This window comes from Streptomyces sp. NPDC005899 (assembly GCF_040629645.1).
In the GTDB taxonomy this organism is placed as follows: Bacteria; Actinomycetota; Actinomycetes; order Streptomycetales; family Streptomycetaceae; genus Streptomyces.
Genome location: NZ_JBEXWB010000394.1, coordinates 1 through 5357, shown reverse-complemented (window position 1 = coordinate 5357; position 5357 = coordinate 1). Strand labels below are relative to the sequence as shown.

The window sequence follows — 5357 nt, the reverse complement described above, 5'->3', positions numbered from 1 at the left end:
CGGCGGCCGGCGCGGCCACGGCCGGGCTGCACGGCGCCGACACCCGCACGGGCCCCGTTCCGGCACTGGCTCGGGAGTACGCCCGGATCGAAGCCGAGGTGACCGTCACCTCCGACGCGCGGCCGACGACGCCCCGGGTGCGGGGCGACCACAGCACACCCGTCTCACTGCTCCTGGACGCCGAGGTCGACAGGCTGACCGCGTCCGACGGATCGGTCACCCGCCTCCGTACCCCGGTGCTCCTCATGGTCGCACCCGGCGCCGCCGCCGCCCGGTGGAAGCGGCTACTGCCCTCCACCGGGCTCCGGGTCAGCGGGCGGCTCGCACCACCGCGCCACGGGGGCGAGCGCGTCGCGGCCGTACTCGGTACGGACGCGGACGAGGCGCCGCGCGTCACCGCGGCACCGAGCCTTCTCCAGCGCGGTGCCGGAAGACTGCGGTCCGGCCTGCGGGAAGCCACCGACGGGCTGGACACGGACGCGAGGGCCCTCCTGCCGGGGCTTGTGGTGGGTGACACCTCACGGGTCCCGCCCGAACTGCACGATGCCTTCAAGGCCACCGACCTCACCCACCTGCTGGCCGTGTCGGGAGCCAACCTCTCGGTCCTCCTCTTCCTCCTCATCGGGCCACCGGGTACGGCCCTGCGCAGTGAACGCCGCGGCCTGGCGCCCCGGCTGGGTGTGTCCCTGCGTGCCACGGCCTTGCTCGGCGGTGTGCTCGCCCTGGCCTTCGTCATCGTCTGCCGCCCCGAACCGAGTGTGCTGCGCGCGGCCGCGTGCGGGCTGATCACCTTGCTCGCCATCGGCACGGGGCGCCGTAGATCACTGCTGCCCGCTCTGGCCGCCGCCGTTCTCCTGCTGGTGCTGTACGACCCGTGGCTGGCGCGCAGTTACGGCTTCCTGCTGTCGGTGCTGGCCACCGGGGCACTGCTGACCCTCGCCCCGCGGTGGAGCAGCGCTCTGCAACGGCACGGCGTCCCGCCGAGACCGGCCGAGATGCTGGCCGCCGCGGGAGCCGCTCAGGCCGTCTGCGCCCCCGTGGTCGTCGTCCTGGCCTCACGGGTCAGTCTGGTCGCGATCCCCTGCAACCTGCTGGTCGAGCCCGCGGTGGCGCCTGCGACGGTCCTGGGGTTCGCGGCGCTCGCGGTGGCCCCGCTGTCGATGCCCGCGGCCGGGGCACTGGCCACCGTCGCGGGGTGGCCCGTGGGGTGGATCGCCTCCGTGGCCCGCACCGGAGCCGCTCTGCCCGGAGCGGAGATCGCCTGGCCGGAGGGCTGGCCGGGCGCGGCGCTGCTGGCTGTCCTCACGGCCGTACTGGTGCCGGCCGCCCGCCGTGTCGCGCGGCGTCCGGTGGTCTGTTCGGTCACCGCTCTGCTCCTCGTCCTGGCGATCCTGCGCCCGGCGCCATTGACCCGGCTCATGACCGGCTGGCCGCCGCCGGGCTGGGCGTTCGCCCTGTGTGACGTGGGGCAGGGGGACGCCATGGTGCTCGCCGCGGGAAAGGGCACGGGAGTGGTCGTGGACACCGGGCCGGACCCCCGGCTCGTCGACCGGTGTCTCCGCGATCTCGGCATCACCCGGGTGCCGCTGCTGTTGCTGACCCACTTCCATGCCGACCACGTACGCGGCCTTCCGGGTGTACTGCGGGGGAGGGAGGTCGGAGCCGTGCAGACCACGGGGCTCGACCAGCCGGCGGAGCAGGCGGCTTTCGTCCGGAGGACGGCCGCGGCCGCCCACGTACCCATGGTCCGCGCCCTGCCGGGGGAGCGCCGCAGGGTGGGGGTGCTCGACTGGCGGGTGCTCTGGCCGGCTGCCGGCACCCGGGGAGCCGCTCCGATGACGGAGGAGCCCAACGACTCCAGCGTGACCCTCTACGTGCGGTCCGGTGCCCTGACCCTGCTGCTGCTCGGGGATCTCGAACCACCCGCTCAGCACGGGGTGTTGCAGAGCTACCCGGCGCTGCCGCGTGTCGACGTGCTCAAGGTCGCGCACCACGGCTCCGCCCACCAGGATTCCGCACTCCTGCGCAGCGCACATCCGCGGCTCGCCCTCATCAGCTGCGGAGCGGACAACCCGTACGGGCACCCGGCGGCGCGTACGGTCCGGGCGCTCACGGAGATCGGGGCGCGGGTGCTGCGTACGGATACCGACGGAGCGATCGCCGTGACAGGCGCCGGGGCCGGGCTGCGCGCGACGGGTCGCTCATGAGCGGCGGCCCCGGTCGGACAGCCCGGCCGGTGATGGGGACAGATCGGCCGGTGGCGGGGACAGGCCGGCCGATGGGAACAGGTTGGCCGACCGCGTCAGGAACGCCGGTAGGGGCGGGCCGGCCGGTCGGGTCGGGAAGGTCGGTCGCGTCGGGAAGGCCGGTCGCGTCAGGAAGGCCGGTGGGGCCGGGCGCCTCGGGTCGTTCAGCCGGGTCAGGCCGATCAGTTCGGTCAGTCGATCCAGACGCCTTCGGTCATCAGCTCACGCCCGGCCAGCTCGTTCACCTCACGCCACGCCTTGATGGTGCGGGGCGTGATCCGCAGGTAGACCCACGCGGGCCGGTCGCGCGGGTCCCAGCCGAGCTTCGCCGCGAACGCGTCCGCCGACGCGGCGGGAAGCTCGGAACCCTCCTGGGTCTCGGCCGTCCCCTCGATCAGCACCACGTCGCGCGTGTGGCCCAGGGTGACGCGAACCTCGCCGGACGGCGTCACGTTGACAGCGGTCGGATTGGTGCGCCGGGTGGCCAGGAGCAGTGTGTCCCGGTCCCACACGAACGACAGCGGCACGAGGTACGGGAGACCGTCCGCGGAAGCCGTGGCCACCCAGGCGTCCTCATCATGCTGAAGGCGGTGGAGTACGTCCTTCCTGCGCTGCTCCGCGTCACGTGCCGGCTCGGGTTCTGTCATGGCGCACACGGTAGGCGTCAGCCGCGGCCGCGACATCCGTCAGCAGACCTACGACCTGCGGCTCATGGCGCCGCGCCGAGGACGGGGACAGACTGGCACCATGAACCAGGAGCCGTCGCCACCCCCATCGACCGGCGGCGCCCCGCTGCCCATCGGTGCGGACCGCGTGGGCGCCTATCTGAAACGCATCGGCGCCGTACGCCCCGCCCGGGCCGACGCTGCGGCCCTCCGCGTCTTGCAGCTGCGCCATCTGACGGCCGTACCCTTCGAGAACCTCTCGGTCCATCTCGGCGAGGACATAGTCCTGGACGAGGAGAGGCTCGTCGACAAGATCGTGACGAGCCACCGCGGTGGGTTCTGCTACGAACTCAACGGTGCCTTCGCCGGGTTGCTGCGCGGACTGGGGTTCGGCGTCACCCTGCTCCAGGCGCGCGTCTTCGGCGACGGGGGCCGTCTCGGCATCCCGTACGACCACATGGCACTGCGCGTGGAGACCGACGACGACTCGGGGCCGTGGCTCGCGGATGTCGGTTTCGGCGACCACGCCCTGCGGCCCCTCGCCCTGGACGACCGCACGGAGCAGGACGACCCCTGTGGTGCCTTTCGCCTCCAGGCGGCACCGGAGGGCGATCTCGATCTGCTGCGCGACGGCTCACGTCGGTTCCGGCTCGATCTGCGGCCACGCGTGCTCGCGGACTTCCGGGCCGGCGCCTGGTACCACCGCACCTCTCCGGACTCCCACTTCACCCGGTCCCTCGTCTGCTCCCGGCGTACCGGCACGGGGCGGGTGACGCTCAGCGGCCGCACCCTCGTCACGACCGTGGCGGGCGAGCGGCACAAGAGGGTGCTGGACACCGACGCCGACGTTCTGGCCGCGTACCGCGATCACTTCGGTCTGCGTCTCGCGGTGCCGCCCGTGGTACGGCCGAATCCGAACGTCTGAGACGTCCGGCGGGCCGGTCGGACGAACGCACCGGCCGGGCGGCCGGTCGGGCGGACCGGACGGACGGGCCGGTAAGACGTGTGCGGGCCGGGCGAGACGGGCCCGTCCGCCCGGTGGCCCGGGCCCGTACCTCAGGGCCCGGTGGCCCGGGCCCACCTCAGGGTGCTTCGAGCCACCCCTCGAACTCCGCGGCGAAGGTGTCGAGCGCCGCCGGGTCCAGATGCCCGGCCGGGTCCTCCACCACGACCAGCCACTGGGCGTCCTCGGCGTCGTCCTCCCCCGCGAGGGCGTCCCGGACGAGCAGCGGTTCCTCGGCGACGCCGAAGCGGTCGGCGAGTGCGTCGGCCACCTCCTGGGCGGTATCGCGGTCGGGCAGCACCAGTACATGTCTCACGTCGCTCACCCGGTCATTGTCCGGCACCCGGTCACCGTCCGATACGGGTCCCGGGTCCCTACGGCGGTCCGGCCGCGTTGTCACAGGGGCATGGGATGCTGGAGCGCGATGGCCACCAGAAGCAGATCCACCGACGACCCGCTCGCCCCCGTCACGCTCGCCGTGGGCCAGGAAGACCTGCTCCTGGACCGTGCCGTGCAGCACGTGGTGGCGGCGGCCCGCGCCTCCGACGCCGACACGGACGTCCGCGACCTCACCTCCGACCAGCTCCAGCCGGGCACGCTCGCCGAGCTGACCAGCCCTTCGCTCTTCGCCGAGCGCAAGGTGGTGATCGTGCGTAACGCGCAGGACCTCTCCGCCGACACGGTGAAGGACGTCAAGGCGTATCTGGATGCGCCCGCGGAGGAGATCACCCTCGTGCTCCTGCACGCCGGCGGGGCCAAGGGGAAGGGGCTGCTGGACGCCGTCCGCAAGGCGGGGGCGCGCGAGGTCGCCTGTCCGAAGACCACGAAGCCGGCCGAGCGGCTCTCCTTCGTCCGGTCGGAGTTCCGGACCCTGGGGCGCTCGGCGACCCCCGAAGCGTGCCAGGCACTGGTGGATTCCATCGGCAGCGACCTGCGGGAGCTTGCCTCCGCCGTGTCGCAGCTGACGGCGGACGTCGAAGGTGCCATCGACGAGGCCGTCGTCGGCCGCTACTACACGGGCCGCGCGGAGGCGTCGTCGTTCACGGTCGCCGACCGCGCCGTCGAGGGCAGGGCGGCGGAGGCACTGGAAGCGCTGCGCTGGTCCCTGTCGACGGGGGTGGCACCCGTCCTCATCACCAGCGCGCTCGCCCAAGGAGTGCGGGCCATCGGCAAGCTGTCGTCCGCCCGGGGCGGAAGGCCGGCCGACCTGGCCCGCGAGCTCGGCATGCCTCCCTGGAAGATCGACCGGGTGCGCCAGCAGATGCGCGGATGGACCCCGGACGGGGTGGCGGCGGCGCTGCAGGCGGTCGCGGCCGCCGATGCGGGGGTCAAGGGCGGCGGGGACGATCCGGAGTACGCGCTGGAGAAGGCCGTGGTCGCCGTCGTGCGCGCGGCTCGGACCGGCGGCCGCTGAGCGCCGGACCTGGCGGCGCCCGGTCGGTA

5 protein-coding genes are annotated in these 5357 nt (G+C 73.6%); 3 read left to right on the top strand and 2 right to left on the bottom strand.

Features of this window, described 5'->3' with window-relative positions; all coding sequences use genetic code 11:
- Nucleotides 1-2207, top strand: a 2207-nt coding sequence (locus tag ABZ371_RS28410) for a ComEC/Rec2 family competence protein (RefSeq protein WP_358684800.1), incomplete at its 5' end; no start/stop codon positions are given.
- A gap of 230 nt (nt 2208-2437) precedes the next feature.
- Here the strand turns inward: ABZ371_RS28410 and ABZ371_RS28405 are convergent.
- Nucleotides 2438-2893 (bottom strand): pyridoxamine 5'-phosphate oxidase family protein, encoded by a 456-nt coding sequence (locus ABZ371_RS28405; protein ID WP_358684799.1) that lies wholly within the window; start codon nt 2891-2893, stop codon nt 2438-2440.
- Between ABZ371_RS28405 and ABZ371_RS28400 the strand changes: the two genes are divergently transcribed.
- Nucleotides 2892-3836, top strand: coding sequence for an arylamine N-acetyltransferase (locus ABZ371_RS28400; RefSeq protein ID WP_358684797.1), 945 nt, complete (start codon nt 2892-2894; stop codon nt 3834-3836). The two genes, ABZ371_RS28405 and ABZ371_RS28400, sit on opposite strands and share 2 nt — an antisense overlap.
- Nucleotides 3837-3993: 157 nt before the next feature.
- Here ABZ371_RS28400 and ABZ371_RS28395 read toward each other — a convergent pair whose 3' ends face one another.
- Nucleotides 3994-4239, bottom strand: a complete 246-nt coding sequence (locus tag ABZ371_RS28395) for a hypothetical protein (RefSeq protein WP_358684794.1) — start codon at nt 4237-4239, stop codon at nt 3994-3996.
- A gap of 99 nt (nt 4240-4338) precedes the next feature.
- Here ABZ371_RS28395 and holA point away from each other — a divergent pair, with 99 nt between their 5' ends.
- Nucleotides 4339-5328: a DNA polymerase III subunit delta gene (gene holA, locus ABZ371_RS28390; protein WP_358684792.1), complete on the top strand. Its 990-nt coding sequence runs from the start codon at nt 4339-4341 to the stop codon at nt 5326-5328.
- Nucleotides 5329-5357: the final 29 nt, after the last annotated feature.